1 protein-coding gene is annotated in these 615 nt (G+C 58.2%); it reads left to right on the top strand.

Annotated elements, in window-relative coordinates; genetic code table 11:
• Positions 1 to 36: 36 nt before the first annotated feature.
• On the top strand, positions 37 to 615 hold a 579-nt coding region (locus NW819_RS11545; RefSeq protein WP_414413830.1), incomplete at its 3' end, for a methionine--tRNA ligase.

Here is a 615-nt window from a genome sequence, read left to right as displayed (position 1 = left end):
GCTCCACCCCAGAAGGTTGACCTGAAGTTTCATCGAATGACCTCTCCACACCCACGCTCTGGCTTGGCCTTTTGGACTTTCCGGCAACCTCTATCATGGGAGAAAGCCTTGCGGATGCTCATGCCGGATTCCACCTTTGTCATCACCACCCCCATCTACTACGTCAACGCTGCCCCCCATATTGGCAGCGCCTACACCACCCTAGTGGCGGATGCCATCGCCCGTTACCATCGCCTGCGGGGCAAGGATGTGCTGATGGTGACGGGAACCGACGAGCACGGCCAGAAGATCCAGCGCACCGCCGAAGAGCGCGGCATTCCCCCTCAGCAGCACTGTGACGAGATTGCGGCTCAGTTTGCCCAGCTTTGGCAGTTGCTAGACATCCGCTACGACCGCTTTATCCGCACCACCAACCCTCGCCACAAGGCCATTGTGCGGGAGTTTTTTCAGCGGGTCTGGGATCAGGGAGATATTTTCATTGGCCGGCAGCAGGGTTGGTACTGTGTGGCCTGCGAAGAGTTCAAAGACGAGGCCGAGCTGCTGGAGGGAGGATTTTGCCCCCTGCACCCCACCAAGAAGGTGGAGTGGAAAGACGAGGAAAACTACTTCTTTCGC

It is taken from the genome of Synechococcus sp. R8-2 (genome assembly GCF_047461715.1).
Classification (GTDB): Bacteria; Cyanobacteriota; Cyanobacteriia; order Thermostichales; family Thermostichaceae; genus Thermostichus.
Note: the sequence above shows the minus strand (reverse complement) of the source record. Positions and strands in the feature narration are given on the sequence as shown.